The organism is Nocardia aurantia (assembly GCF_009604425.1).
Classification (GTDB): domain Bacteria; phylum Actinomycetota; class Actinomycetes; order Mycobacteriales; family Mycobacteriaceae; genus Nocardia; species Nocardia aurantia.
This window is the reverse complement of sequence record NZ_WEGI01000008.1, coordinates 281,171-306,315: the sequence shown is the minus strand read 5'-3', so window position 1 is coordinate 306,315 and position 25,145 is coordinate 281,171. Positions and strand designations below refer to the sequence as shown.

The 25,145-nt window shown below is 71.1% G+C and carries 18 protein-coding genes and 1 pseudogene; 11 read left to right on the top strand and 8 right to left on the bottom strand.

The features are described 5' to 3' along the window. Positions 1-459 (top strand): type III secretion system chaperone family protein, encoded by a 459-nt coding sequence (locus tag NRB56_RS19505; RefSeq protein ID WP_153344185.1) that lies wholly within the window; start codon positions 1-3, stop codon positions 457-459. 54 nt (positions 460-513) lie between these two features. Next, positions 514-765 carry a mycoredoxin gene (locus NRB56_RS19500; RefSeq protein WP_319943227.1) on the top strand — a complete coding sequence of 84 codons (252 nt, stop codon included), beginning with the start codon at positions 514-516 and terminating at the stop codon, positions 763-765. Positions 766-822: 57 nt separating this feature from the next. Here the strand turns inward: NRB56_RS19500 and nudC are convergent, their stop codons facing one another. Together nudC and NRB56_RS19490 are read right to left on the bottom strand one after the other, a co-directional pair. Further along, complete coding sequence (nudC, locus tag NRB56_RS19495) at positions 823-1,749, bottom strand: NAD(+) diphosphatase (protein WP_319943226.1); 927 nt, start codon at positions 1,747-1,749, stop codon at positions 823-825. 76 nt (positions 1,750-1,825) lie between these two features. After that, on the bottom strand, positions 1,826-2,896 hold the full coding sequence (locus NRB56_RS19490; RefSeq protein ID WP_406603504.1) for a potassium channel family protein: 1,071 nt from the start codon (positions 2,894-2,896) through the stop codon (positions 1,826-1,828). A 101-nt stretch (positions 2,897-2,997) separates the two neighbouring features. Here NRB56_RS19490 and NRB56_RS19485 point away from each other — a divergent pair, with 101 nt between their 5' ends. Both NRB56_RS19485 and NRB56_RS19480 read left to right on the top strand, forming a co-directional pair. Beyond that, complete coding sequence (locus tag NRB56_RS19485; RefSeq protein WP_153344183.1) at positions 2,998-3,369, top strand: DoxX family protein; 372 nt, start codon at positions 2,998-3,000, stop codon at positions 3,367-3,369. 71 nt (positions 3,370-3,440) lie between these two features. Next, positions 3,441-3,854 carry a DUF6924 domain-containing protein gene (locus NRB56_RS19480; protein ID WP_153344181.1) on the top strand — a complete coding sequence of 138 codons (414 nt, stop codon included), beginning with the start codon at positions 3,441-3,443 and terminating at the stop codon, positions 3,852-3,854. 22 nt (positions 3,855-3,876) lie between these two features. Here NRB56_RS19480 and NRB56_RS19470 read toward each other — a convergent pair whose 3' ends face one another. Together NRB56_RS19470 and NRB56_RS19465 are read right to left on the bottom strand one after the other, a co-directional pair. Beyond that, positions 3,877-8,436 (bottom strand): UvrD-helicase domain-containing protein, encoded by a 4,560-nt coding sequence (locus NRB56_RS19470; RefSeq protein WP_319943224.1) that lies wholly within the window; start codon positions 8,434-8,436, stop codon positions 3,877-3,879. Beyond that, positions 8,433-12,509, bottom strand: coding sequence for a PD-(D/E)XK nuclease family protein (locus tag NRB56_RS19465; RefSeq protein ID WP_406603508.1), 4,077 nt, complete (start codon positions 12,507-12,509; stop codon positions 8,433-8,435). The genes NRB56_RS19470 and NRB56_RS19465 overlap by 4 nt, the downstream gene beginning before the upstream one ends. A gap of 554 nt (positions 12,510-13,063) precedes the next feature. Here NRB56_RS19465 and NRB56_RS19460 point away from each other — a divergent pair. The 6 genes and pseudogenes from NRB56_RS19460 (at position 13,064) to NRB56_RS19440 (ending at position 17,179) form a co-directional block, all read left to right on the top strand. Next, positions 13,064-13,834 carry an alpha/beta fold hydrolase gene (locus NRB56_RS19460; protein WP_153344177.1) on the top strand — a complete coding sequence of 257 codons (771 nt, stop codon included), beginning with the start codon at positions 13,064-13,066 and terminating at the stop codon, positions 13,832-13,834. 2 nt (positions 13,835-13,836) lie between these two features. Then, positions 13,837-14,151: an MGMT family protein gene (locus NRB56_RS19455; protein ID WP_319943222.1), complete on the top strand. Its 315-nt coding sequence runs from the start codon at positions 13,837-13,839 to the stop codon at positions 14,149-14,151. 66 nt (positions 14,152-14,217) lie between these two features. After that, positions 14,218-14,577: pseudogene (locus NRB56_RS40520) on the top strand (VOC family protein); the annotation flags it as partial. Positions 14,578-14,586: 9 nt separating this feature from the next. Next, positions 14,587-14,940 (top strand): VOC family protein, encoded by a 354-nt coding sequence (locus NRB56_RS40515; protein ID WP_406603507.1) that lies wholly within the window; start codon positions 14,587-14,589, stop codon positions 14,938-14,940. 75 nt (positions 14,941-15,015) lie between these two features. Continuing rightward, positions 15,016-16,746 (top strand): NTP transferase domain-containing protein, encoded by a 1,731-nt coding sequence (locus NRB56_RS19445; RefSeq protein ID WP_319943221.1) that lies wholly within the window; start codon positions 15,016-15,018, stop codon positions 16,744-16,746. A 61-nt stretch (positions 16,747-16,807) separates the two neighbouring features. Further along, positions 16,808-17,179, top strand: coding sequence for a limonene-1,2-epoxide hydrolase family protein (locus NRB56_RS19440; protein ID WP_153344173.1), 372 nt, complete (start codon positions 16,808-16,810; stop codon positions 17,177-17,179). A 1-nt stretch (position 17,180) separates the two neighbouring features. Here NRB56_RS19440 and NRB56_RS19435 read toward each other — a convergent pair whose 3' ends face one another. From NRB56_RS19435 to NRB56_RS19420, 4 genes are all read right to left on the bottom strand, one after another. After that, a complete protein-coding gene (locus NRB56_RS19435; protein ID WP_319943254.1) occupies positions 17,181-18,836 on the bottom strand; it encodes an ABC transporter ATP-binding protein in 1,656 nt (551 codons plus the stop codon). 53 nt (positions 18,837-18,889) lie between these two features. Next, positions 18,890-19,753: an ABC transporter permease gene (locus tag NRB56_RS19430; protein WP_153344171.1), complete on the bottom strand. Its 864-nt coding sequence runs from the start codon at positions 19,751-19,753 to the stop codon at positions 18,890-18,892. Positions 19,754-19,824: 71 nt separating this feature from the next. Further along, positions 19,825-20,784, bottom strand: coding sequence for an ABC transporter permease (locus NRB56_RS19425; protein WP_153344169.1), 960 nt, complete (start codon positions 20,782-20,784; stop codon positions 19,825-19,827). Continuing rightward, positions 20,781-22,370 (bottom strand): ABC transporter substrate-binding protein, encoded by a 1,590-nt coding sequence (locus tag NRB56_RS19420; protein ID WP_153344167.1) that lies wholly within the window; start codon positions 22,368-22,370, stop codon positions 20,781-20,783. The genes NRB56_RS19425 and NRB56_RS19420 overlap by 4 nt, the downstream gene beginning before the upstream one ends. Before the next feature lie 338 nt (positions 22,371-22,708). Between NRB56_RS19420 and NRB56_RS19415 the strand changes: the two genes are divergently transcribed. Then, positions 22,709-25,006, top strand: coding sequence for an arylsulfatase (locus NRB56_RS19415; protein ID WP_153344166.1), 2,298 nt, complete (start codon positions 22,709-22,711; stop codon positions 25,004-25,006). The last annotated feature ends 139 nt before the right edge of the window (positions 25,007-25,145 follow it).

Genomic DNA, 25,145 nt, shown 5'->3' with positions numbered 1-25,145 from the left:
ATGCCCGACGATGCGAAGCAGTTGGTGCGACCGAACCGGGACCTCGTCGCCGAGTTGCTCGACCAGATGGAGCTCACCTACGGGGTCGACGACGAGGGTGACCTCGTCGCGCCCTACGAGGGGTTCCGGATCTATTTCATCTTCCGGGGCACCCAGCACGAGCTGTTCGCCATGCGCACCTATTACGACCGGGTATTCCCGCTGGAGTCCAAACCCGTGCTGCTCGGCGCCCTCGACGCCTGGAACCGGGAGACCTTGTGGCCCAAGGCCTACACCCTCACCCAGGAGGACGGATCGGTCCGGATGGTGACCGAGTATCAGCTGATCGTGCCCAACCGGGTCGATCTGAACTTCTTCGTCAGCAACATGACCAGCTGGATGGAGGCCTCGATCCAATTCGACGGCTGGATCGCCGACCAGCTGGGCTGGGACGGTGACCTGGACGACCCGGACGACTGACTCCGGCACGCCGGGGCGGGGAACACGATCGGCCGCCGGGTTGTTGCAGGGTGCGTGACTGCTACCGACCTGACCATGTACTCGACCACCTGGTGCGGCTACTGCCGCCGCCTCAAGACCCAGCTCGACGAGGCCGGCATCACCTACAACGTGGTCGACATCGAGGAAGATCCCGCGGCCGCCGAGTTCGTCGGCAGCGTCAACGACGGCAACCACGTGGTGCCGACCATCAAGTACCGCGACGGCTCGACCGCGACCAACCCCAGCCTCGCGCAGGTGAAGCAGGCCCTGGCCGCCATCAGCTGACCACGTTCACCACCCGAGGCGGGGCTTCCGGCCCCGCCTCCGTTCGTGTGCCCGGACCTATTCGCCGGCCCACGCCTCGATGATGCTGCGGGCGATCGAGATCGAGCCCGGCAGCACCAGTTTGTGGTCCTCGGCGCCGGCGCTCGTGCGGCCGGTCACCGAACCCCACGCGCCGAGGGACAGCGCGTGCCGGACCTCGTCGCGGGTGAACCAGTGGGCCTCGGCGATCTCGCCGTCCGAGAAGGCAAGCGGCTGTTCCGGATCGGCGACCGCGGTGAAGCCGAGCATCAGCGACCGCGGCAGCGGCCACGGCTGACTGCCCAGATAGCGGATGTCGCGGACGTCCACCCCGACCTCCTCCAGGATCTCCCGGGCCACGCAGCGCTCGAGCGACTCCCCCGCCTCCACGAACCCGGCGAGCAGCGAGAACATCGTCGGCGGCCAGGTGTGCTGACGGGCCAGCAGCACCCGCTCACCGCCGTCGTGCACCAGGCAGATGACCGCGGGATCGATGCGCGGGAACTCCTCGTGCCCGGATTCGCTGATCCGCGACCAGCCGCCCTTCACCGGGCTGGTGACGGTGCCGTCGCCGGCGCTGAAGCGCGCGCGGTCGTGCCAGTTCAGCAGTGCGATGGCGGTGGTCAGCACACCGAGGCTGATGTCGTCGGTGGGCAGGGATTCGCCGACCGCGCGCAGATCCACCAGCTGCCCGTCGATGTCGTTGTCGCGCACGGCCCAGAGGTGGCTGCCGCCGTCGACGCCGAGGAACACCGCCTCCGGCACCGGCTCGGCCGCGAGCGTGACGGCCTCGTCCAGCACGAGTGTGCCGTCGTGGAGCCGGATCTGGCCGCGGCGATTCATCCGCAACAATCGCGCCTGCGCCCAGCCCTCCTTCAACGCCTGTTCGTCGCCACGCAAGGTTTCGGCCCGGTCGAGCGCGGAACGCGACAGCAGGGGCACATCCTTCAGCTGAAATCCAGACACCTGTCGAGCGTACTGCCCGTCGCCGACCGCAACTGCGGCGGTGAGCGCGGGATCGGCGGTCACGGACATTCCGGGCTCAGTCCTGGACCCTGCGGACATAGAGCAGCTTGTCGCCGGCCTCGAGCGCGTCCACCCGCGAATCGCCGACCTCGATGAGGGTGCCCGCGCGTTCGACCCCCAGCACGATGTCGCCGAGGTGCCGCGGCGACACACCGACCTCGTCCGGCTCGATCTCGCGCTCGGTGACCGCCAGGCCAGCCTCCGGCGTCAGCAGGTTCTCGATCATGTCAACCACGTTCGGTGTGGTGGTGGCGATCCCGAGCAACCGGCCCGCGGTCTCCGAGGAGACCACCACCGAGTCGGCGCCGGACTGCTTCAGCAGATGGGTGTTCTCGGACTCCCGGATCGCGGCGACGATCTTCGCGGCGGGGTTGAGCTCGCGGGCGGTCAGGGTCACCATGACCGCGCTGTCGTCGCGGTTGACCGCCACCACGACCGCGGCCGCGCGCTGCACGCCGGCCAGTCGCAGCACATCGGCCTGGGTGGCCGAACCGTGCACGGTGACCAGCCCGGCGTTGGCCGCGGCCTTCAGCATGATCGGATCCGTGTCGACGACGACGATCTGAGCGGGCTGCACCCGATCGGCGAGCATCGCGTCGACGGCGGTGCGGCCCTTCGTCCCGTATCCCACGACCACGGTGTGGTTTCGCACCTTGCGCCTCCAACGCTGGATCTTGAACGCCTGCCGGGACCGCTCGGTGAGTACCTGCAGGGTGGTACCGACCAGCACGATCAGGAACAGCACGCGCAACGGCGTGATGACCACGATGTTGACCAGCCGCGCCGCCGGGGTGACCGGGGTGATGTCGCCGTAGCCGGTGGTCGACAACGAGACCGTCGCGTAGTAAGCGGCGTCCAGCAGCGACAGTTGGTCGCCCTGCACATCGTGATACCCGCCACGTCCGAGATAGACGACCAGCGTGGACACGATCAGCATGAGCACCGCCGCCGCCACCCGCCGGGTCAGCGAGGCCCAGGGGCTGGTCTCCAGTTCCGGGACCCGCAGCACCCCCACCAGGGCGTAGTCCGGGCGGTCGGTCAGGCGCGGCAGGCCGCGGAACGGCTTCTCACCGAACACCGGATCCACCGATCGTCTGCGGCACGAACCAGATGTTACCGGCGTCCCCCGACATCTACGGCCATCCACGGCACTCGACGCCGAGGGCAGGTGCGTGGAATGCTGCCCCCATGGCCGATCGCCGAGTACGACTCCTCAGCAGCATGCTGTTCGGCATGGGTGTGCTGCATTTCGCCGCGCCGAAGCCGTTCGATTCCATCGTGCCGCCGCAATTGCCCGGCAGCGCACGCGCCTACACCTATGCGTCCGGCGTGGCGGAGATCGGCGTCGCGGCCGCGCTGGCGGTGCCCCGCACCCGCCGGCTCGGCGGATCGCTGGCGGCGATGCTGTTCGTCGCGGTATTTCCGGCGAATATCCAGTTCACGGTCGATTCGCTGCGAAATCCCAAGGCGTCCACACTGGTTCGGATCGCCTCGGTCGCCCGGTTGCCGCTGCAGATCCCGATGATCCGGACGGCCCTGCGGGTGCGTGCCGCCGCGTAACGTGCGACTTTCGTTGCGACGGAGCAGGCAACACCGTAGTGTCTCGGCCTGGATATCAGGGAGGCTGGTCGATGAAGGTTCTGCCGCAGGTGGATTCCCCGCTGTTGGTTCGCACTGATTTCTCCGACGACTCGGCATGGCAGGCGTTGCTGGCGGTGGTCGATGCCCCGTCGGCGGCCGGCGCACGCGCGAACACCCACATCGTGGACGACGCCGCGTACACGGACCTCACGGCCGCGCAGGTCGTCGAGCAGGCGCCCGCCGGGCGGCTGGGCGAACTGCTGATCGTCGCCGACAAGACGGCAGTCACCGCGCCGGACATGCCGCTGCTGGTGATCCACCGGCCCGGTACCCCGGATCACGAGGGTCTGCGGGTGGTGGCGGCGCAGCTGGGATCGGTGGCGAACGCCGTGACCGGTGCCACCCGGGAGTGGGACGAGATCGCCGACGCCGCCGACGACGAGGGCGTGTTCCGGGGCTTCTGAGCCGTATCGGTTCGGTTGCGGCTCACTCCGATTCGTCGTCCGGCACCGTTTTCCAGGCCGGGGCGGCGCTGTCGATCAGGCGGGCCAGTTCCGCCGGGCCGGGCAGGTGGCGCGGGGCGATCGTGCGGCCGCTACGGACGTAGTGGAAGGCCGCGCCGATGCGGGTCAGCAGTTCCGATTCGGGGGCGCCGGTGCGGACGGACATCAACCGCGCCCACGCCAGGCGATAGACGGCCAGCTGCATGGCCACGGCGGCCTCCTCGGCGCGGGTCGGCTCGCTGCCGGTCTTCCAATCCACCACCAGCCAGCGGCCGCCGGATTCGGCGAAGACCGCGTCCATCCGGCCGCGCAGCAGGGTGCCGGCGATGGAGGTCTCGAACGCGATCTCGACCTCGACCGGATTGCGGTCCGCCCATTCGGAGGACAGGAACGCCTCCTGCAGGCGTACCAGTTCCGCGTCGGCGCCGTCGGAGTCGGCGGCGCCGGGCAGGGCGTCGAGCTCCATCAACTGGGTCGCGCCGAACCACTGTTGCAGCCAGGCGTGGAACGCGGTGCCGCGGCGGGCGAACGGACTCGGCGGGAACGGCAGCGGACGGCGCAGGCGCGCAGCCAGTTTCGCCGGATCGTCCCGCATCTCCACCAGGGCGGTCGCCGGAAGTTGCGCGGGCAGTTCCACTTCCGTCTCCCTCGACTCGGCCGCCAGATGTTCGGCCAGCAGCGCGTCGACGTCGGCGGCCCAGCCGTCGGGGTCGTCGTCGAAGTCCTCGATACCGCCGGGGTCCGTGATGTCGTCGAGGAAGCGATGGTCCGGGAGGCCGGACGCGTCCGGGTCGGGCGGTGGATCGTCGCGCGCAGCAGGCGAATCCGGCTCGAGGTCGGCGAACAGGTCGAGTTGATGCGGCGTGTCCGTGGGCACGGCGGGGGTGCGCGGACTTCGGCGTCCGCCGGAATCCATTGCGGATCCGCCGATCGCGGACTGTGCGCGATCGGGCAACGGAGCAGCGCCGGACCGATCCGGTTCCGCCTCGGATCGATCCCGGGCGGCCGCCGGTTCGCCCTCTGATTCGTCTGCGCCGGAACGGATTCCGTCGAAGGCGTGCGACGGGCCCGGCTCCGATTCGGCCGTTCCGGATCGCGGATGTCCGGCCGGACCGGCGGAGGCGCTCGCGGATCGCGGGCGGTCGGCAACGCCCATCGGGACGCTCTTCCCGGACAGCGACGGCGCGATGATGTCTTCGGCCGGCCGGGCGGCCGATTCGCGATGGGCGGACATGCCCGGGCCGGCGGAGGGCGGGAGGCCCGGCCGGGCGGCCGGGCCCGCGATCGGCGACGGGCCGGGCTCGATCGGCTGGGACAATGCGGCGCGGACCAGGGCGGCGCCGGATTCGACTGCGGCGCGGCGCTTTCCGAGTGGGTCGCGGGGCCAGGAGGCGCTGGCCGGGTTGTCGGTGAACGGGTTGACCGCGTCGGCGGGCGGCGGGTCGGACCAGGTGTCGACGCGGACGGCGGTCGCGGACGGGGAGCCGGGGACCTCGGTGGCGTGTTTCAGTTCCAGCAGGAAGTCGGAGGGGCCCTTCGGGGTTGCGCCGGTCTCGGCCCAGTGGTGCGCCGAAACGAACAGGGCGCGTTCGGTTCTGGTGAGGGCGACGTAGAACAGGCGGCGTTCCTCGTCGACCCGGCGCCGGTGCAGGGCATCCTTGTGCTGGTCGAGCGCCCGCTGCAGATCGGTGCGGTCGTACAGATTCTCCAGGTCGAGGACGGGGACGCCCTCGCGCGCGGCGGCGTCGGGGCCGTCCGGATCGCGTTGCCGGTCGCCGCGCAGCGAGGTCGGTAGTTCGGCCAGCGCGCCGAGCCAGGTGGCGGCCGCGTTCCCGGAGGGGAAGACCCCGCGGGCCACGTGCGGGACCGCGACGACCTCCCATTCCAGGCCCTTGGCGGCGTGCACGGTCAATATCTGCACCCGGTCGCGGGCGACCTCGACCTCGCCGGGCTCCAAACCGTTCTCGACTTCCTCGGCCGCGGTGAGGAAGGCCAGCAGACCGGGCAGGGTGGCGCGATGGTCGCCGGCATATCCGGCCACCACCTCGGCGAAGGCGTCCAGGTGTTCGCGGCCCGCGCCGCCGCCGACGGCCGCGCGGCGGGCCTGGGTCTCCACGCCGACGGCGATGGTGCGCTCGACGTCGGCGACCAGTTCGGGCAGCGACTGGCCGCTGCGCTCCCGCAGCGCCGCCAGTTCCCGGCCGAGGGCGACGATCCGCTGGTGACCGGGCTCCGAATAGTGTTCCGGCGGACCGGGATCGGCGATGGCGTCGGCCAGGCCCGCCTGTTCGGCCGGTTCCGGCGCGACCGTGCGTAGCGCTTCGGCGAGGGCGACCGGATCGGTGATGGTGGCGGCCTGTTCCGCGGGCCGGAGGATGGACAGTTCCCGGGCGCGCCGGGCGAGCGCGGCCAGGTCGGTGACGCCGATCCGCCAGCGGGCACCGGTGAGGATGCGCATCGCCGCGCCACCGGCGCCGGGATCGGCGATCAGGCGCAGGGTGGCGACCACGTCGGCCACCTCCGGGGTGGCGAGCAGGCCGCCCAGTCCGACGATCTCCACCGGCAGGCCGCGCTCGCGCAGGGCCTCCGCGAGCGGGGTGGCATCGGCGTTGCGGCGCACCAGAACCGCCGAGGTGGGCGGCGGCAGTCCTTCGTCGGCGTGCGCCTCCCATTCGGCGGCGATCCGTTCGGCGACCCAATCCCGTTCCTCCGCAACGGTTTCGGTCAGCGCCAGCGCCACGATGCCCGGTGTCGCGTCCGGCCGCGGTCGCAACGCGTCCACCGCGACCCCGCTGTCGCGCAGCGGATCCGCCACCAGATTCGCCAGATCCAGCGCCTCCGGCGGATTGCGCCAACTGGTCAGCAGCGGCAGGATCGGCGCGGGAACACCCGGCGCGACCGGGAAATCGGTGGTGAAGCGCGGCAGGTTGGCCGCCGAGGCGCCGCGCCAGCCGTAGATCGACTGCATGGGATCGCCGACAGCGGTCACCGCCAGCCGGTGCCGTGGTGCGGCGTCGCCGGGGACTCCGCCGCGTTCCGAATCACCGTCCGCAGACTCCGGCTGCGCGGCGACTCGGCCCCGAGTCGCGGCCGAGTCGGCGACGGCCGGCCCGTCGGCAGAAGCCCCGCGAGTGCCGACGGCGTCTTCGGTCCGGGCGCCTTCCGGCGGGCCGGCCCGGGGCATACGCCGTTCGGCGACAACATGTTCGGTTTTCAGTGGTCGACGGCCGGAGTCGGCGGGGTACGGCTCGTCCCCGACGGCTTCGCGCCGCGCCGCCGCCGAATCGGCGTCGGAGGGATCCGGATCCCGCTCGGCCGCGGCCCCACCACGCGATGCCACCGAACCGGAGTCTGCCGAATGCCGTACTGCCGCATCGGATTCGGCCCGCGCCGAATCGCGACCGGAGCCGTCCGGATACCCTTCTCCGGCAACAACTTCCGACCGCTCGGAGGTCCGGCCCGAAGGGCTCGGCGAGCGTGCGGGATCATCGGTTCCGCCCACCGCGTGCACCGGAGCGCCGGAGGCCGAATGTCGCTCGGCGGCAACGGATCCGGGTTCCGGAGGCGAGTCGTCCGGCGGGGCGGGGTGTGCGGGGTCGGGGCCGCGGGCGGCGTCGAGGTCGCCGAAGAGGGCGGCGAGGAGGATGCGCTGGGCGTGGCCGGTGTCCTGGTATTCGTCGAGGAGGACCAGGCGGAAGCGGGTGCGTTCGGCGCGGCCGACCTCCTGGTGTTCGGCGGCGAGGCGGGCGGCCAGCGACATCTGGGAGCCGAAATCCAGTGCGCCGCGGCGGCGTAACTCCTCGGTGAGGCGTTGCACCAAGGGCAGCAGGGCTACTCGTTCGTGCTGGGCCTCGAGGATGTTCATCAGTTCCTTGCTGGGGCCGCCGCGCTGACGAGGGCCCTTCGGCAGGGTGAGGATGAGTTTCTCCAGTTCGGCGTGGGCCTCGACGAGTTGCTGTGGTTCCACGAGGTGTTCGGCCAGCTGGCCGGACAGGGCGAGGACCGCCTCGGTGACCGAGACCGGGGTGCGGTCGGTGTCGAGGTCGCCGTCCCAGGTGGTGACGACGCGATGGGCCAGCTGCCACAGCTGGGTTTCGGTGAGCAGCGTCGAGGACGGCTCCACCGGCATCAGCAGGCCGTGTTCGGACAGCAGGCGACCGGCGTAGGAGTGGTAGGTGCTGATCTCCGGCTCGGAGCCGGTCAGCAGCGAGCGGAGCCGGCCGTCGGGGTCGATGTCGCGCAGCAGGGGGGCCCCGGCCAGCCGGGACAGCCTGGTGCGGATGCGAGTGGTCAGCTGCTGCGCGGCCTTCCGGGTGAAGGTGAGTCCCAGCACCTGGTCCGGCACGACGATCCCGTTGGCGACCATCCACACCACCCGGGCGGCCATCGTCTCGGTCTTGCCCGCACCGGCGCCCGCGACCACGAGCGTCGGGCCGGGCGGGGCGGCGATCACGGCGGCCTGCTCGTCGGTCGGCGGCGGCAGGCCGAGGGCGTCGGCCAGCTGACGAGGGGTGATGGGGCGCCGGCCGATTCGCTCGCTCACGAATCGGTCACCTGCCGGCCGGTGTCCTGCACCGGGCAACTGCCGGCGACGGTGCAGTGCCGGCAGCCGTCGTTGCGCATGGCCAGATAGCTGGGGCCGCGGGTGGCCTCGGCGGCCTCGTGGATGGTGGTGCGCCAGCGGTCGATCGCCTCGGGATCCAGCGCGGATTGCATGCGCTGGGTGGCGCCCTCGCGGGCGCTGGGCTTCGCCACATAGAGCAGGCGCGCGCCGCCGGGTTCGGCCTCGCCGGGGCCCTCGTCGAGGCCGCCGGCCGCGGCGGCGACCTGATAGGTGGCCAGCTGGGCGTGGTCCTCGGCGGCCTGCTTGGAGATCGGGGTCTTGGCGGTCTTGACGTCCACGATCACGAAGCGGCCCAGCGTGTCCCGTTCCACCCGGTCGACCCGGCCGCGGATCCGCACCGGATGGTGGTCCGGGTCGAGCGCGGGCAGCACCAGATCCACCGGTACCTCGACGCCCATCAGGGTGAGTTCGTGCCGGGTGTTGCGCAGCCAGTCCAGGAAGGTGTCCAGCATGGATTCGGTGCGGCGCAGCTCCAGCCGGGAGTGCCAGCTGTGCGGACCGGTGTCGCCGGAGGTCGGATCCACGGCCTTCCAGGCGCGGACCAGCGCCGCCTTCACCTGCGCCTCGGTGACCTGACCGGCCAGTGCCTGCACCAAAGTGTGCACCAGATTGCCCTTGACGGCATGCGGGTTGTCGGCGTCGGAGCCGCCGTGCCGTTCCAGTGCCCAGCGCAACGGGCAGGTCTGCAGCAGCTCGACCGTGGACGGGGACAACGACACCGGGCCCTCGTCGTCGCCCCACAGCGGCAGCTGTGAGCTGAGTTCCGCGGTGCCGTACCAGTGATCCGGATGGGCGCCACGCACTCCCGCGCGGGCGAGGCGGGCCAGTTGCCGCGCGGCGCGTTCCCGGCGCCGCGCCGTTTCGTCGGAATCACATGCCACGCCCCGCAATTCGGCGATCAACGCCTGCGACACGAGCGCGCGGCCGGGATCGACCGGTGGCGGCACCCGGCCCGGTTCGCCGGGCGCGGCGTCGGGATCCAGTTCGGCGAGGAATCGGGAGGGCACGAGATCCCGCTCGCCGGTGACGGATTCGACGGCCGTCACCAGCAGCGAGCGGCGGGCGCGGCTGCACGCCACCAGCAGCAGCCGCCGCTCCTCGGCCAGGATCGGCGCGGCGCGGCTCACCCGCTCACCGGAATCCACCACTCCCGCAAGCAGATCCACCAGATCCTCGACGCCGAGCAGGGTGCCGCGGGGCCGCAGGTTGGGCCAGATCCCCTCCTGCACGGCGGCGACGACCACCACCTCCCATTCGCGGCCGACCGCCGCGTGCGCGCTCACCACCGCGACGGCCTCACCCGGATCGGTCAGCGGCGCCGAATCCTGCGGAATCTCCTGCTGCCGCAGATAATCCACGAAACCGTCGATGGTGGCGTGCGGCAGCCGATCGACATGGGCGGCGGCCGCGTCGAACAGTCCGACCACGGCATCCAGATCCCGGTCGGCCTGCATCCCGACCGCGCCGCCCCGCGCGGACTGGCCGACCCACCGCCGCTCCAGTTGCGACGCCGTCCACACCGCCCACAGCACATCCTCGAGCCCCGCACCCCGTTCCCGCGCCCGCTGCCCGCGCCGCACCGCCTTCAGCACCCGGCGCAGCGGAGCCGCCTCCACCTCGGTGAGCCGATCCAGCACCGTGGGGTCCCCGGTCCCGATCATCAGGTCCCGCAACACCTCCGCCGACGAACGATCCACATCCGCGAGCACATCGGAATCCCCGGCTAATGGGTCGAAGTCGTCGTCGATCCGGCCACCCGCACCCGATTCGGCGCGCCGGACCCGTTGCGGGACTTCGTCTCCGGTGCGTGCATCGGTGCCGGAACCATCGGCCGCCGGCTGCGCGGCGGGTCGACCGGGCTCACCGGAATCCGACTGCCCGTCCCCCGCCGCGCCCGGTCGACGCTCGTCACCGCCCGGCGCGGCCGCCTTCGTATCGATAGGTACAACCGGCTCCTCGACGAGGCTCGACGTGGCCGAATCCGTAGCAGGCACGGCACGTTCGAGCATCTCTCCGCTCGTTCCCGGGACGTCGCGCACGTCGGATGCGACGGCGTCCGGGCCGGGCCGGTGGGTCCGGATGCCGGACTCGTCCTGGAGGTTCGGTGCGGGCTCGGCGGTATCTGCGATCGAACCGCCGCTTGCATCGTCCCGGTGCGCAGTCGAATTCGGGTCGTCAGCGGTGTCGGGCTCGAACGGTTCGGTGACGTCCCAGTCGTCGGCGCGGTCGGCGGTGCGCGGGTCCTGTTCGTCGGCACGGTTTCTGCCACGTTCCACGAGAGTGCGCCGGATGCCGCGGCGGAGGCGGCGGAGGCTGATCTGGTCGGCGCCGCCGAGGGGGCCGGACAGGAGGTCGAGGGCGTCCTCCTCGGTGAAGGTGGGGGCGTGGTCGGGGTGGCGCTCGGCGTGTTCGGCGGCGAGCAGGGCGCGGAGGGTGAGCAGCAGCCAGGCGGCGCCGCGGCGCCGGGCCAGGGGAACGTCCGGTTTCGGTTGCAGGACCGGCACTCCGGCGGCGAGCAGGGCGCGGCGCAGCGGTGCCAGCGACAACGGGACCGAGCGGACTATGACGGCCATCTGTGACCACGGCACCCCGTCGGTGAGGTGGGCGCGGCGGAGATGGTCGGCGATCAGTGCTGCTTCCTTCGCGGGGGTGGTGAGCACCTGTACCCGCACTTCCCCTGCGGGCGTGCCGATTTCGTCCGGGGCGCGCGAGGGCGGCGGGGCGACCGCGGTCGCGTTCGGGTCTGCGGGCGCGGGTGTCGCCCGTCCATCGGACCGACCGCGCCCCGGATGTGAGCCGTCCGCCGCAGCCGATCGTGGGTCGTCGGGCCGGCTGCCGTCGCCCGCATCGTGGGCAGTCGCGTCGAAGGCCTGCACGTCGGTTACCGATTTCGTTGTCTCGGAGAGAGTTTCGCCTCCCGGCGGAAAATGCGGAAGGCGCCGGAGGTCCAGGCGGTGGGGGCCGGCGCCGGGGAGGCGGGCGGTGATCCGGGCGACCGCGGCGCGGACGTCGGGGGCGTTGCGGCGGGTGTCCGGGAGGACGACGCGGCGGGCCGGCGGGGCGTCGGGGTCGAGGAGGAAGCGGGCATCGGAGCCGCGGAAGGTGAACACCGCTTGGTCGGGGTCGCCCGCGACGACGGTGGTGGCGGGGCCTGATCCGATGGCGCGCACCAGGTGGGCGGCGAGCGGGTCGAGGTGCTGGGCGTCGTCCACGAGCAGGCAGCGGATGCGGTCGCGTTCGGCGGCGAGCAGATCCTGGTCCAGGATCAGGGCGTCGAGGGCGGCGCCGACCAGTTCGGCGGCGTCGAGGGCGGGGGCGCTGGCCTCGGGGGCGTCCAGGCCCACCGACCAGCGCAGCAGCATCGCCTGTTCGTAGCGTTCGGCGAAGCGGCCGGCCGCGGACCATTCGGGGCGCTCGTGCCGGTCGCCGAGGTCGACCAGATCCTCGGGGCCGAGGCCGCGTTCGGTGGCGCGCAGCATCAGATCGCGCAGTTGTTCGGCGAATCCGGTGGTGCCCAGGGCCGGATGCAGTCGCTGCGGCCAGAGGTCCGCGGCGCCGGCGGCGATGTCCTGTAACTCGCCGCGCAGCATCTCGCGCAGCACCACATCCTGTTCGGTGCCGGTGAGCAGGCGTGGTGGCGGGTTGCCGTGGGTGGCGGCGTGACTGCGCAGGATGGCGAAGGCGTAGGAGTGCACGGTGCGGACCAGCGGTTCGCGCACCGCCCCCGGCACCTCGCCCAGTTGCCGGGTGAGTGCCGTGCGGACGCGCAGCGCGGCTTGCTTGGAATGGGTCAGCACCAGCACCGATTCCGGGTCGGCGCCCGCCGCGATGCGATGCGTGGCCAGATCCACCAGCAGCGATGTCTTGCCGGTGCCGGGTGCGCCGAGCACCTGCCAGGGCTGCCAGCCGGGCTCGGCGCCGGATCGGTCGAACAGCGGACGGACGTCGGCGCCCCACTCCCGGGAGTGGGGTGCCGTTTCGCTGCGCCGCACCAAACGCACCGAGTAATCCGATCGCACCACGCGCACGATTTCAACACGTCGCCCCGACAGAAATTGCCGGTACCGCAGCAAACTGTGATCGTGACCCATGGTGTATCCGTTCCGTGATCGGCGTCACCGTGCCCCGGTACGGAAAAACTCCTGGGTAACGCCGGTTGGGAGTTCGGCACTCCGAGCGCCGGGAAAGTGGCCGTCCGCCGAGAACTCCGACCGGGGTGTGATGTGCGCGTTTTCTCCGCGAATCGCCGCACCGCGACGTCGGCGGTGGTGAACCGGTGGGAGTGCCGCCCTTCGGCTCCGGCACGCACATCAGCGGCCACGGGACCGCGGGTAGTAAGCGCTGCGCGGGGTGTCGGTGAGCCAGTACCCGACGACGGCCGGCACGGTGTGGCGGTCGATCGGCGGTGAGGCGGCGATGGTCCTCGCTGCCGGATCGGATCTCCGGTACGGAAGTCACCAGGGCGTGGGCGTGTACCGCGCAGAGGTGCGGCCGTCGCCCCGGCCGAGGCGGGGCCGGGCTGCGTGGCAGTGAACCGGGCGGCACAATGTGTTCGGTGAGCGATCTCCAGGTGTATCGGTACGGCCCCGCGGACGGGCCGCTCGTCCTCGCCCTGCACGGGCTGACCGGGCACGGGCGGCGCTGGGAGTCACTGGCCACCGAGCAACTGCCCGAGGTTCGGATGCTCGCGCCGGACCTTCGGGGGCACGGTCGCTCGACCTCGTTGCCGCCGTGGTCGTTCGAGACCGTGGTGGCGGATGTGGCCGCGGTGCTGGACGGGCGGCCCGCGCTGGTGATGGCGCATTCGTTCGGTGCGCCGGTGGCGATCATGCTGGCGTCCAGACATCCGGAACTCGTGCGAGGGCTGGTGCTGCTGGACCCGGCGGTCGGGATGCCCGCCGACATGATGGATCACATCGCCCTGGCGACCCTGGCGCGGCCCGACTACGCCGATGTCGAGGAGGCCCGGCTGGACAAGCTGGAGACCGCGTGGGCGGATGTCGATCCCGCGCTGCTGGCGGCCGAACTGGCCGAGCATCTGGTGCCGGACGACGCGGGCCGGGTGCGGTGGCGGATGCATCTGCCCGCGATCGTCTCGTACTGGGGTCAGCTCGCGCGGGAGATCGTGCTGCCGCCCGCGGACCTGCCGACGGTGCTGGTGCAGGCGATGAAGGCGGGGATCGTGACGCCGGAGTTCCGGGCCGCGCTCACCGCGCGGCTCGGCGATCGGCTGACCGTGCACGAATTCGACTGCGATCACATGGTGGCCCAGGCCCGGCCGGCGGAGACGGCGGCGGTGCTGCGGGCGGCGCTGTAGCCGTGGCGACCTCCGACGCCGACATCGAACGGGTCCGCGAACTGGTCGCGGCGATCCCGCCGGGCCGGGTCGCCACCTACGGCGATATCGCGGCGATGGCCGGGCTTTCGACGCCGCGCACGGTCGGGTGGATCATGCGCACCGATTCCGCCGATCTGCCGTGGCATCGAGTGCTGCGCGCCGACGGGCGGCCGGCGCCGCATCTGGCGCATCGGCAACTGCGGCGGCTGGCGGAGGAGGGCTGCCCGATCGCCGACGACCGGGTGGATCTGACCGCGGCCCGGTATCGCTTCGAAACCGGTCCCGGCGCAAGCTGACCCGCGACACGGCGCCGAATCGGCGAACCCGCCCCGCACGGGACGGCGGTTGGCTACCGTGGGGGCATGTCCACCCGTCTGGCGTGCGTGGTGTTCGAGGTGACGAGACCCGGGATCGCGGCGCGGTTCTGGGCCGAGCTACTGGGCTGGCTCGTGACGGTCGACCGGTCCGGCGAGGTGGAGGTGGCCGCGCCCGATCCGGACGGTCCCGATCTGGCGCTGAGCTTCCTACCGGCGTCCGGGCCAAAGGCCGGGCGCAATCGGCTGCACCTCGATCTCGCCAGTCGTTCGCTGGATCATCAACGGCTGCAAGTGGATCGGGCCCTCGCACTGGGTGCGCGGCGGATCGACATCGGTCAGGGCGCGGTGCCGTGGGAGGTGCTGGCCGACCCCGAGGGCAACGAGTTCTGTGTCCTCGAGCCGCGGGAACAGTATGTGGACACCGGCGCGATCGCCGCGATCGTGGTCGGCTCCCCCGATCCGGGCCGGCTGGCGCGGTTCTGGTCGGTGGCCTCCGGCTGGCCGGTCGCGCTGGACGAGGCGCGATACACCGGCATCCGCTCGGCTACCGGGATGGGCCCGTGGCTGGAGTTCCTGCACGTCGCCGACCCCACGGCCGAGCCCGGCCGGCTGCATCTGGATCTGCTGGCCTTTCCCGGCGCCGACCCGGCCGCGGACGTCGATCGGTTGCGCGCGGCAGGGGCGACGCCGCGACGGCGGCCCGGCTCCGGCCCGCCGCTGGTTCTGGCCGACCCGGACACCAACGAGTTCTGTCTGCTGCGGTCCTGATCGCCCTGCCCCCGGCCGGAGCGGACGCCCCGAACTACCATCGACAGACATGATCAATCTGCGGGGGGTGAGTTCGTGACGACCGCCGACGCGATCGTGCTGGCCGGTGGCCGCGCCACCCGCATGGGTGGGGTGGACAAGCCCGGGATCGTCGTCGGAGGGCGGTCCATGCTCGAGGCCGCTGTCGCCGCGACGGCGGCCTGCCCGCGCACGGTGGTGGTCGGCCCGCACCGCCCGGATCTGCCGGCGGAGATCCGGCAGGTGCAGGAGGTGCCGGCGGGGGCCGGTCCCGTGGCGGCGATCGCCGCCGGGCTGGCGGCGCTGGGCCCCGGCTCCGCGGCGGATCCGGTGGTGACGCTGGCCGCCGATATGCCCTTCCTGACCGGCACGGCCGTCGGCGAGTTGATCGACCATCTGGACCGGTCCGGCGCCGACGCGGTGTTCGCCGCCGACGAGACCGGACGGCCACAGTATCTGGTCGGCGTGTGGCGGCGGAACGTCCTCGTGGACGCGGTGGCCGCGCTGCCGTCGCTGGTGAATCAGCCGATGAAGGCGCTGGTGCCGGCGCGCACCGCGCTGCTGCCACTGTCCGGGGTCGCCGACTGCGACACCGCCGACGATGTGCGCCGCGCCCGCGCCCGGACCGCACCGCTGTCCCTGGACGAGGCCCGGAACATGCTGCGCCGCAAACTGTCCCGGTTACCCGTCCGGAAGGCCGCGGTGCGGTCGGCCCGGGGCGCGGCGCTGGCCCGGCCACTGACGGCCGCGGACGCGCTGCCCCGCTTCGACGTCTCCGCGATGGACGGTTACGCGGTGTCCGGCGACGGCCCGTGGCAGGTGCGGCACGACATCGGCTTCGCCGGCGGCGAGCGCCCGGCGGGCTTGCTGGCCGGCGAGGCGGTGCGGATCGCCACCGGAGCGCACGTGCCCGACGGCGCGACCGCCGTGGTACGCGACGAATTCGTCCGCGTCCAGGCGACGACGCTGAAACGCTTGCCGGACACGCCGATTCGCGACGACCGCCGCCGGCGCGGCGAGGACTGGGAAACCGGTGACGTGGTCGCGCCGGCGGGCACCGTGGTGTCGGCCGCGCTGATCTCGGTGGCCGCCAGCGCCGAGGTCGGCACCGCGCTGGTCCGCGGCCCGGTCCGCGCGCGAATCGTGATGACCGGCGACGAGATTCGCAGCGACGGCCCGCTGCATCCGGGCCAGACCCGCGACTCGATCGGGCCGGTGCTACCGGAACTGCTGGCCCGCTGCGGAATCACGGTGGTCGATCGGGTGCACCTGCGCGACACCGCCACCGGCTTCGACGAGGTGCTGACCGCCGGGGGCGACTGCGATCTGCTGGTGGTGGTCGGCGCGACCGGCGGCGGTGCGGCGGATCAACTGCGCGACGCGCTGGATCGGGCCGGCGCGCGAACCCTGGTGCACCGCTTGCGACTACGGCCCGGCGGGTCGAGTGTGGTCGCCGAACTGGCCTCGGGCACCGCGCTTCTCGGGCTGCCGGGCAATCCGTTCGCGGCGGTGGCGACCCTGCTGACGCTGGCGCCCGCGGTGGTCGCGGGCCTGACCGAGGCCGCCGAGTCCCGGCCGATCGTCGGCCCGCTGCGCAATGCCGCGACCGTCGCGGATTCGGCCACCCGCATCACGACCGCGCGGGCGGTCCCCGAGGGCGGCTGGATCGCCGACGCCGGTGTCCGGACCAATCATCTGGCCGGACTGCTGGACCGCGACGGCCTGGTGATCGTGCCGCCGGGCGCGGCCGACGGGGATCCGGTGGAATTCCTCCCGCTGCCGTCGTGACCCCTTGCGGTGTGGCCCACCGCCCGGCATTCTGTAACACGTTTCAGAATTGGAGGCTGTCATGACCACAGCGGGCGAGCTCGTCACCACCTTCTGCGCCGAATGGCTCACCGGCACACCGGAATCCATCGCCGAATACTTCACCGAGGACGCCGTCTACCACAACATCCCGATGGCGCCGCTGGTCGGCAAGCCGGCCATCCTGGAGTTCCTGCGCGGCTTCATCGGCGCCTTCGGCAACATCGACTTCGACGTGCACCGGCAGGCCGAGATCGGTGACGCCGTGCTCAACGAGCGCACCGACAAGTTCACGATCAACGGCACCGCGATCGAACTGCCGGTGATGGGCAGCTTCGAGGTGCGTGACGGCCGCATCGCGGCCTGGCGCGACTATTTCGACATGACGCCCTTGACCAAGCTCGGCGAGGGTTAGGTCAGGCGCTCGCGGCCAGTGGCAGTCCGGTCCCGCGGGCGGCCGGATCCGGGATCGGGACCGCCGCGACCAGCCGGCGCGTGTACTCCGCTCGCGGTGCGACGAAAACCTGGGTGGCCGTGCCCGTTTCGACCACCGACCCGCCCCGCAGGACGACCACCCGGTCGGCGACGCGGTGCACCACGGCCAGGTCGTGGCTGATGAACAGGCAGGAGAAGCCGTATTCGGCGCGCAGGTCGGCGAACAGGTCCAGGACCTGTGCCTGGATCGAGACGTCCAGCGCGCTGGTGGGCTCGTCGGCGACCAGCAGCCGGGGCGTCAGCGCCAGGGCGCGGGCCAGGGCGACCCGTTGCCGCTGACCGCCGGACAATTCGGCGGGCAGCCGTCCGGCGTAGTCGCGCGGCAGCCGCACCGACTCGAGCAGGTCGCCCACCTTGGCCCGCAGCAGCGAACCGCTCGCGACCCGATGGACCTGCAACGGTTCCCCGATCGACTCCGCGACGGTGCGCCGCGGATCCAGCGAGGCGGCCGGATCCTGGTGCACCAGCGCCACATTGCGGCGCAGGCCGCGCAGTTCGCGGCCCGGCAGGCCGGTGAGTTCGGTGCCCTGCAGCGCCACCCGGCCCGTCTCCGCGCGCACCAGGCCCAGCGCCACCCGGCCGAGTGTGCTCTTGCCCGAACCGGATTCACCGACCAGGCCGACCACCTCGCGCGGCGCGACCGTCAGCGAGACCTCGTGCAGCGCCCGGAACGCGCGACCCCGGCTGCGATACACGACGCTCAGCGTGTCGATCTCCAGCACCGATGCCTTCGCCTCGGCCGATCCGGCCGATCCGGCGGCGATCTCGGCGGACTCCGGCAGCCGCGGCACCGCGGCCAGCAGGCTGCGGGTGTAGGACTCACGCGGTGTCGCGAACAGCTCGCGGACCGGCTGCTGCTCGATCACCCGGCCGTCGCGCAGCACCACCACCCGGTCCGCGATCTCGGCCACCACGCCGAGGTTGTGGGTGATGAACAGGATCGCGGTCCCGTTGCGGCGCTGGAGATGTCGCAGCAGGTCCAGGATCTCCGCCTGCACGGTGACGTCCAGCGCGGTGGTGGGCTCGTCGGCGATCAGCAGATCGGGTTCGCCGGACAGCGCCAGCGCGATCACGACCCGCTGCCGCTGGCCGCCGGACAGCTGATGCGGATACCAGTCCACCCGGCGCTCCGGCTCCGGAATGTCCACCTGCCGAAGCAGTTCGATCGCGCGGGCGCGGGCCGCGGCCCGGCCGATCTTCCCGTGCGCCCGCAAGGCCTGTGCGAGCTGGGTGCCGATCTTCTGGACCGGATTCAGCGCGGTCTGCGGCTCCTGGAACACCATCGCCACCCGGGTGCCACGCAGCGCGCGCAGCTGTTCCTCGGCGGCGCCGACGGTTTCGGTTCCGCCGAGCAGGATCGAGCCCTCGGCGCGGGCGCCGTCGGGCAGCAGGCCGGCCACCGACCGGGCGGTCAGCGACTTGCCGGAACCGGACTCTCCCACCAGGGCGACGACCTCACCCCGGCCCACCCGCAACGTCACCTTGTCCACAACGGTTCGCGCGCCGAAACGCACCGAGAGCTCCCGGATGTCGAGGACCGGGGCGGTATCGGGCGGGGAGGCGGGGGCAGCGTTCACGACGGGGTCCGTTCCGATCGGCGAGAGGACGGTACTGGATGCGGTCACGGTGGTCACCCCGCCCGACGGGCCCGGCCGAGGGCCTGGGCGATCAACAGGAAGCCGAGCGTCAGTCCCGCCACCAGCACCAGCGGTCCCACGGCGAACGCGGGATTGGCGTCCAGGTTCGGAATCGACTCGGCGATGATCGATCCCAGCGAGGGCTGCGGCGGGCGGACCCCGATGCCGATGAAGCTCATCGCGCTCTCCACGAACACGCCCAGCGACAGCGACAGCGCGAACTGGACGATGAGTGGCTCGAACACGTTGGGCAGCACATGCTTTCGCAGCGTCCACCAGGTTCCGGCGCCGATCACCTCGGCGGCCTCGACATAGGGCTGCTCGCGGACCCGCAGCACCGCCGTGCGGATCTGCCGGCCGAAGCCCGGGATCTCCGCGGCGATGATCACGATCACGACCGCGCCGGTGCCAGGGCCGATCACCGCGGCCAGCGCGATCGCGAAGATCAGCGTGGGGAAGGCGAGGATCACGTCGAAGATTCGCTGCGCCACCACATCCGCGACGGCGTTGGTGGTGGCCAGCAGACCGACCAGGGATCCGACGACCGCCCCGATCGGCACCGCGACGAACACGATGAGCAGATCGACCCGGATGCCGTGCAGCGCACGGGAGAACACGTCCCGGTTGAGATGGTCGGTGCCGAACCAGTGCGTGGCGCTCGCACCCAGCAGATTCGCGCCCGGAATCTGAACCAGCGGACCGTAACCGGTGAGCAGATCGGCGAACAGGCCCGCGGCGGCGATCACCACGACCAGCAGCAGTCCGGCCAGGCCCTGTCCGCTACGGAGGGCGCGCGGCAGCGAATGCGGTCGTCGCCCTTCGCCTTCGGTCGCGACTTCGTCGATCAAGGTGGTCATGCCGTATCCATCGGGCATGACCGGGGGGCCTGCGTGGGTACGCTCCGCTGCCGCCTCCGGCCCCTGACCGGTCATGCCGGGCCGCCGATCCGGATGCGCGGATCCAGCCAGGCGTGCACCAGGTCGGTGATCAGCTGGATGGCCACGAATATCACCACCGACAGCAGCAACAGCACCTGTACCACGGGATAGTCACGGCGGCTGATGCCCTGCTGGATGAGCTGGCCGATGCCCGGCCACGCGAAGGTGGCCTCGACCAGGACCGCGCCGCCGAGCAGTTGGCCGGTCTGCACGCCGAGCGCGGTCAGCGCGGACGGCGCCGCGTTGCGCAGCGCGCCGCGAATCACGATCTGCCGGTGCGGAATTCCCAGCGAACGCGCGGTGAGCACGTACTGCCTGCCCAGTTCGGTGCGCAGCGCCTCGGTGAGGAAGCGGGTCAGCGCCGCGAACACCGGCAGCGCCAGGCACACCGCCGGCAGGATCAGGTACTGCACGGCGATGTCGGGCCGGGCGATGAAGCCGTCCGGCGGTACGCCGCCCGCGGGCAGGATCGGAAAGACCACCGCGAACAGCAGCACCAGCAGCACGCTGGTGACGAAGGTCGGCACCGCGACCGCCACCGTGTTCAGCGCGGTGGCGAACGCGGTCAGCCAGCGGCTCGGCCACAACACCGTGGCCGTCGCCAGCAGCACCGCGGCCACGATCGCCAGCAGCAGCGCCGTCAGCGCCAGGACCAGCGTGTTACCGAAGGCCGCGCCGACCAGATCGGTGATCTGCCCGCCGATGATGTAGGAGCGGCCGAGATTCCAGGTGAAGATGTCGCCCAGCCAGGTGAGGTACTGGGCCGGAATCGACCGGTCCAGGCCGAGCTGGTGCCGGATGGCGGCGACGGTGTCGGGCGTGGCGTCGCCGCCGGCGAGGATGTGCGCCGGGTCGCCGGGCACCAGCCGCAACACCAGGAAGATCAGCACCGAGGCCACGAACAGGACGACCAGCAGAGACGGCAAGCGCCGCAACAGATATCGGATCATGCCAGATACACCCCGTTGTAGAGGGTTTCGCGGCGCTTGGTCCAGTCCAGACCGTGCACCTTCGCCGCGGTCGCCACCTGCTGGAAACGGACGCCGATCTCGATCAGGAACAGGCCCTCGAGCAGTTGGTCGGACAGCGCCTGGTACGCCTGCACCGCTCGGGCACCGGTGCCGTCGGCGGTCTGCCAGGCCGCGTCGGCGGCGGCCACGTAGGCCGGAGAGTCGTAGTGGGAGGCGTTCTTCCGGGCGTTGAACGGGTAGGCGCTCACGGTGAGCGTGGACGGCACGAACTGCGCCCAGGAATGGTCGGTGACCCACAGGCCGGGGAAGTTCGCGCCGATCAGGTTCTTCACGAAGGTCGCGTTCTCCTGCGGGTCCAACGTGGTCTCGATGCCGATCTCGGCCAGATTCGCCTGCACGATCTGCGCGGTCGACTGGTAGAACGGCGACAGGGTGTTGTAGGTCAGCGGCAGTTTCGGCACCGAACCTATCTGTGCCACAAGCGCTTTCGCCTTCGCGAGATCGCGGGAGTACTTCGTGTTGCGGGCCTGGTCGAAGGCCGGGGAGTTCTTCGGCCAGGGTACGTTGATCGGATATCCGCCGCCGCGCAGCACTTCCGAGACGATCCGATCCCGGTCCAGCGCGTAGGCGACGGCCTGGCGCAACCGCACGTCGGCCAGGGCCGCATTGGTGACGTTCGCGCCCACGTACAGTTGCAGCTCCGCGCCGTCGTAGTTGGTGGTCTTGAAACCCGCTGTCTTGCCGATGTTCTCGGTGTCGCGATAGTTGATCGCATCCGCGACGAGCACCCGGCCGGACTTCAGCGCGTTCAACTGCGCCTGCGAATCGCCGACGATCTGCGCCTCGATCCGGTCCAGGTAGGGCCGATCCGGCACCCAGTACCGGCTGTTCTTCTCGAAGACGAACCGGGTGTTGGGCGTGCGCTCGGTGAGCTGGAACGGGCCGGTGCCGATGTACTTGTCGCCGGTGGCGAAGGCGGCGAAACTCTCCTTGTCGATGATCGGCACGGTGTCGAGCAGATCGAAGATATTGCCGAGCGGATGCTCGAATTGCAGGACCAGCCGGTGCGGATCGCTGGAGTCGTAATTCGTGATCGCGGCGGCGGTACTCTTCAGCTGACCGGACCATTTCGGGTCGGCATAGGTGCGCAGCGAGAATTCGGCGTCGGCGGCGGTGAACGGGCGGCCGCTGTGGAAGGTGACGTCGTCGCGCAGTTCCAGCGTCAGCGATTTTCCGTCGGCGCCGGCGGTCCACGACTTGGCCAGCAGCGGGCCCGGTTGCACCTTGTCGTGCGGGTAGCGGATCAGCGATTCGTACACCAGGCCGATGAGCAGGACCGCGCCGGAGGTGTTGGTGAAGAAGTTGCCGGGCACCACATCGCTGATGGTGGCGATGCTGAGCGTGCCGCCCCTCACTGGCGCGGTGTTGTCTCCACCCTGCGACTTCTGTTCGCCGACAGCCGAACTGCAAGCCGCCAGGAGGCCACCGCCGGCGGTCGCGAGCGCGACCACGCTCGCGGTGCGCAGAAACGAACGGCGGCCCAGCGCGCCGGGGGTCGAATTCATCTGGATTCCTCGCGATACGGGCCGGTTCATCTCGTCAACCGGGATGCGTCGCGGTTGCGGTGGCCGGCCGTGGATTCGGCAGCGGCGAAGGAGCGCGCACCGGGACGGTGCGCGTCATTCGCATGCGGTGCAACAGCAGCACTCCGGTTCCGGCGCGGAACCGGCGGTGCGCGCGCTCGGTCGACTCGTGTGCATGGTTGGGACGGTATGACGCCTGCTGTGCCTGGTCACTGGTTATTCGCAGCGTGCACGAAACCCTTGCGAAAGTGTGTAGTCGATTGTGTACACGATGAGCGCAACCCTGGCTCGCCGGTGGCCACCGATGCTTGGCTGCCCGCATGCCCCTACCTGAGCACGCCCGCGGTTACGAACAGTTCGCCGGAACGATCGGCCGCACCACGGCCGGCTCCACTCCGGAGTGGACCTACCCGCCGGCGGCGCCCGCCGGCGCCCCCAACATCATCGTCGTCCTGGTCGACGACATGGGTTTCAGCGACATCGGGCCGTTCGGGTCCGAGATCGCGACGCCGACGCTGGATCTATTGGCACAGAACGGTATTCGACTGACCAACTATCACACCACGCCGTTGTGCTCGCCGTCGCGCGCGGCATTGCTGACCGGGATCAACTCGCACCGAGCGGGTTTCGGGTTCGTCGCCAATGCCGATCCGGGCTATCCGGGCCTGCGGCTGGAGCTCGCCGACGACGTACTGACCCTGCCGGAAATATTGCGGCACAACGGCTACGCCACCTACGCCGTCGGGAAGTGGCATCTGGTCCGCGATGCCACGCTGCATCCGGGAGCACATCGGGACTCGTGGCCGACCCAGCGCGGATTCGACCGGTACTACGGGTCGCTGGAGGGGTTCAACTCGTACTTCCATCCGAATCAGCTGATCTCGGACAGTTCGGCGGTCGACGTCGACGAATATCCCCAGGGGTACTATGTCACCGACGATCTCACCGACAAAGCGATCTCGTACCTGAAGGACCTGCGCGCGCACGACGCCGACAAGCCGTTCTTCCTGTACTTCGCGCATGTGGCGATCCACGGGCCGTTGCAGGCCAAGGACGCGGACATCGCCAAGTATCGCGGCCGGTACGCCGCGGGCTGGGACGAGTTGCGCCGCAGCCGGTTCGCCGCGCAACTGGCGGCGGGCCTGTTCCCGCCCGGCACCGAGCAGAAGCCACGCAACACCGAGCCGGGATACGAAGCGCAGGAATGGGATTCGCTGTCGGCCGAGGAGCAGCAGCGGTTCGCTCGCTACATGGAGGTGTACGCGGCGATCGTAGACAACATCGACCAGAGCCTCGGCCGGTTGCTGGACACCGTCGAACAGCTCGGCGAGCTGGACAACACGATCGTGGTGTTCACCTCCGACAACGGCGGCACCGCGGAGGGCGGTCCGGTCGGCACCCGCAGTTATCTGGCGGAATTCGCACACGTCGACGATCCGGACTGGGTCGGTGACGTCCCGCACGACGTGGATCTGATCGGCACCGCGCGGCTCGGCGTGCACTATCCGCGCGGGTGGGGGCAGGCGTCGAACACTCCGTTCCGGTTCTACAAGGGGCAGACCTTCGCCGGTGGGGTCCGGGTGCCCTTCGTGATCTCCTGGCCGAAGGGATTGCCGGAGAACACTCTTCGCGACGAGTATGTGTACGTCACCGATTTGGCGCCGACCCTGCTGGAGCTGGCCGGGCTGAATCGGCCGAGCGTTCGGAACGGGTTGCCCGCCAAGGAGTTCGACGGCGTCCCCGCGACCGGCGTGCTGCGTGATCCGGCCGTCCGGTCGCGGCATGTCGAGCAGTACTCGGAGATCACCGGGCATCGCGGGTTCTACCGGGATGGCTGGAAGTTGCTGGCGCTGCACGATCCCCGGCACGACGTCGACGATCCGCGGTGGCAACTGTTCGACGTGCGCACCGATCCGACCGAACTGCACGACCTTTCGGAACGGTATCCGGAGAAGGTGGCGGAACTGGCGGCAGCCTGGGACGAGGCGGGCTGGCGCAACACAGTGTTCCCGCTGATCACCCGGCAGGATCTGGCGCGGCGGCGGCCGGAGGAGGCGCGCTGGTCGCAGCCGCTGCGCATCCTGCCCGGCACCCCGACGCTGGAGCGCTACCGGTCGCAGCGGCTGATCGCCTACCGGGACTTCACCGTCACAGTGGAGCTGGGCGGTTACGCCGCCGGCGACGAGGGTGTGCTGGTGGCGCACGGCGATCCGCAGGGTGGCTATCTGCTGTACGTGCTGGGCGGGCGAATCGTGTTCGGTTACAACGGGTACGGCGTCTACACCGAGACCTCCGCGCCGATTCCGGCCGGAGCCCGGCGGATCGCACTGACGGCGACGGTGCGGCCGAAACTGCGCTGGGATTTCACGGTCACGATCGACGACGTGCCGGTGGCCGAACTCCTGGACCGGGTGCAGCTGGCCGGAATGTCGCCCTGGACAGGCATATCCGTCGGCGTCGACGCCCGCGGGCCGGTCGCCTGGGAGCTCCGTGAGCAGCGGGGGCCGTTCCGCTACACCGGTGATCTGCGCGCGGTGGTGTATACGCCTGGGGCGCTTCAGGTTCCGGCCGCAGCCATCCGCGTGCTGGAAACGGAGGCCGAACTGGTCGGCGAATAGATGGCCCGGGGCCGGGCCGGGGGTGGCGGTGTGCCCGGCTCGGCGGCCGCGCAGGGCACCGGCGGGGCAGTCGCACGGTGGCGGGCGACCGACGGGCCGGCGACGGAACGGCGGTGGCGCCAGGCCCGACATCGACATG

Excerpts from the sequence above, each read along its gene's own strand:
- NRB56_RS19505 (WP_153344185.1), top strand. The coding sequence starts at position 1 with ATGCCCGACGATGCGAAGCAGTTGGTGCGACCGAACCGGGACCTCGTC.
- NRB56_RS19425 (WP_153344169.1), bottom strand. The coding sequence starts at position 20,784 with ATGATCCGATATCTGTTGCGGCGCTTGCCGTCTCTGCTGGTCGTCCTG.
- NRB56_RS19415 (WP_153344166.1), top strand. The coding sequence starts at position 22,709 with ATGCCCCTACCTGAGCACGCCCGCGGTTACGAACAGTTCGCCGGAACG.
- NRB56_RS19440 (WP_153344173.1), top strand. The coding sequence starts at position 16,808 with ATGACCACAGCGGGCGAGCTCGTCACCACCTTCTGCGCCGAATGGCTC.
- NRB56_RS19460 (WP_153344177.1), top strand. The coding sequence starts at position 13,064 with ATGTGTTCGGTGAGCGATCTCCAGGTGTATCGGTACGGCCCCGCGGAC.
- NRB56_RS19480 (WP_153344181.1), top strand. The coding sequence starts at position 3,441 with ATGAAGGTTCTGCCGCAGGTGGATTCCCCGCTGTTGGTTCGCACTGAT.
- NRB56_RS19430 (WP_153344171.1), bottom strand. The coding sequence starts at position 19,753 with ATGACCACCTTGATCGACGAAGTCGCGACCGAAGGCGAAGGGCGACGA.
- NRB56_RS19485 (WP_153344183.1), top strand. The coding sequence starts at position 2,998 with ATGGCCGATCGCCGAGTACGACTCCTCAGCAGCATGCTGTTCGGCATG.
- NRB56_RS19420 (WP_153344167.1), bottom strand. The coding sequence starts at position 22,370 with ATGAATTCGACCCCCGGCGCGCTGGGCCGCCGTTCGTTTCTGCGCACC.